Raw genomic sequence first — 1,846 nt, forward strand, 5'->3', positions numbered from 1 at the left:
ATGGTGCCGTTGTTGAAGGGGTTGGACATGATGGTTCTCCTTATGTGGGTGGGTGTGAATTGCCGTGCAATGTGGGTGTTGAAGCAGCTGCTTTGCTGCTGCGGGGGGTTGCGCTGTCGTTACAGCACTGCCCAGGGCAGCGGCGTGCCTGCCGCCTCTAGGTCGCGCAGTTCTTGTGCTGCACCCGGATCGGCGTCCTCGCCGTCGATGCCGTCGGCGAGCTGGTAGAGCAGTTCCAGGTCGGTGTGGGTGATGTCGCGCATCACGTGCCTCCTTGTTCGGATTGGTGGTCAATCCGTCTGTTGGAGACAGCTCTGCTGTCTAGGGGTCGCTCCCCTGCCTCGTTGAAGTGTCTGCTGTCGCAAGCCACGGCCGACGAGAAAAAAAGAAACCCCGTTGCATCGCTGCAACGGGGTGTGTGGTGCTACTCGGTGAACAAGATCGTGCGGGTCTTCTCGGCGCCCTCGCGGACGAGTTCGACCATCCGCTCGCCTTGGCCGATGTCGGTCAGCTTCGCCACCAACGACGGGAAGTTCTCGTCTGGCCCGATCTCGGTGGCTCGGTGCGCGGCCACGCCAGCTAGTCCCGGCTGGCCTGTGGCGTGCGCAAGCACGGCAACCGTGGTGGTGAGCTGCGCGCGCATCCCTGGCCAGCTGGTCGGGACAGCACGCATAACCTGCTCCGCGAACCGTAGGCCCGCCTGCGGGTCATCGAGCAGCGCCGCGAGCAGCGCGTCTCGCAAGCGCGGCGTGGTGAAGCATTTCAGCGCCGATCGAACAGCGCGCGTGCTCGGCTGGGTTATTCCTGCCGCCGCCTGCTCGTATTCACGCTGCAGCACGTCGGAGAACATGGGCGGGATATACGCCAGCGCGTCTTCGATGATGTCGGCGTGCTCGGCAGCGTCGATGCCGTGATCGGTGCTGTTCAGGCGTGCCTCGATGTCGTCTTTGCTCGGCTCCGGCAGCTCGCCGGTGTGCTCTAGCATCTGCTGCAGCGCCGCTGATGCGGCGACCTCGCCGACAACACCGTGGCGCGGCTCGTCGATGAGCGGATGCTGGTACACAGACCACCACGCAGCCCCGGTGACGATCTCGGGCACTTGCACCACCCCGAGCAGCGGCGGTAGGTGCACTGCCCCACTAGTGAGATACGTGGCCGTCTCGTCAAAGACCGGCTGCGCAATGTCATCGCTGATCATGTACGCGATAACAGCGTCGAGTTCGAGGTGGTGGACCCACGCTGCGAACCGCTCGCGACTCTCGGTGAGCTTCTCCACGGCCTCGTCCAGATCGAACCGCGCGACCGGGCCGAGGCGGACGGTGTCGACGCCCTCGTCGTCGACGAAGAACGCGAGGATCAGCGAGTTGTTCGGGTAGAACCCGAGGATGCCGGGGAGGTTCGCGAGGATCTCGCCGTGAGATGCAAGCGTGTGGGAATGAGTGGACATGGCAGTGCTCCTTTGCACGAATACGGGGTGAACGTGGTCAATCCCGTATTCAGTCCGGCTCTGCCGGTCGCAGGCGTATCCCCGCAGTGCAGTGCCTTTGTGCGCTCGGCGTCGCTAGCGCAGCCTGATGCTCGCTCGCTGGGTGCGAGCGCTAGCGACGCAGCATTGTTAGATCCCCGCGTCGCCGCTGGTTAAGCGTTACCTTTGGCGCGGTTGTGAGACTTGCACAGCAGTTCGCAGTTGCTTTCCTCGAACTGCCGACTCCCGTGGCGTTCCTTCGTTGCTGCCGTCCTAGCAATCACTAAGCAATGCACCGAAAACCTGCGCCGCGTCGTTGGAGCGTCGCAGTTCCGTTTGGTGCAGGATTTTGAGGGTTAAGCGACAAAATGTGTGTCCGGA

The 1,846-nt window shown here is 63.3% G+C and carries 2 protein-coding genes; both read right to left on the minus strand.

The genetic code is table 11. The annotated features are described in order from the left end of the window. Positions 1 to 119 precede the first annotated feature (119 nt). Complete coding sequence (locus HMPREF2617_RS12030; RefSeq protein WP_016456431.1) at positions 120 to 263, minus strand: hypothetical protein; 144 nt, start codon at positions 261 to 263, stop codon at positions 120 to 122. A gap of 161 nt (positions 264 to 424) precedes the next feature. Further along, entirely contained in the window at positions 425 to 1,447 is a 1,023-nt protein-coding gene (locus tag HMPREF2617_RS04275) for a DUF4192 domain-containing protein (protein WP_070840107.1), read from the minus strand. Positions 1,448 to 1,846 lie beyond the last annotated feature (399 nt).

The sequence above is a fragment of the Corynebacterium sp. HMSC070H05 genome (assembly GCF_001837615.1).
Lineage (GTDB): Bacteria > Actinomycetota > Actinomycetes > Mycobacteriales > Mycobacteriaceae > Corynebacterium > Corynebacterium coyleae.